1 protein-coding gene is annotated in these 257 nt (G+C 50.2%); it reads right to left on the reverse strand.

From position 1 onward, the window contains the following. A partial coding sequence (locus QSV46_RS40240; protein WP_314964226.1) for a hypothetical protein occupies positions 1-257 on the reverse strand: 257 nt, incomplete at both ends.

A 257-nucleotide genomic window follows, 5' to 3' on the forward strand; every position in this document is an offset into this window, starting at 1 on the left:
TCGCTGCATCGATCGCATCTTGGCCCAGCTTGCGTCGGCGCAGCATCTGTAGGCGCATCTTTAAAGACGGATTGCTTTCGATGGCTTGTTTTTTTTGATAAGTTTCCCAATCCCCAAAGGGATCGGCTTGCATCTGCGCATCATTTTGATCCAGTACGCGCACTGCATAATCACCCAAGGTGAATTTGATGTACAAGACTTGCACCCATACGATGGCGATCACCATCAAAGGTGCTGCCAATGCCACGCCCATGATG

It is taken from the genome of Bradyrhizobium cosmicum (genome assembly GCF_032290525.1).
Classification (GTDB): Bacteria; Pseudomonadota; Alphaproteobacteria; order Rhizobiales; family Xanthobacteraceae; genus Bradyrhizobium; species Bradyrhizobium cosmicum_A.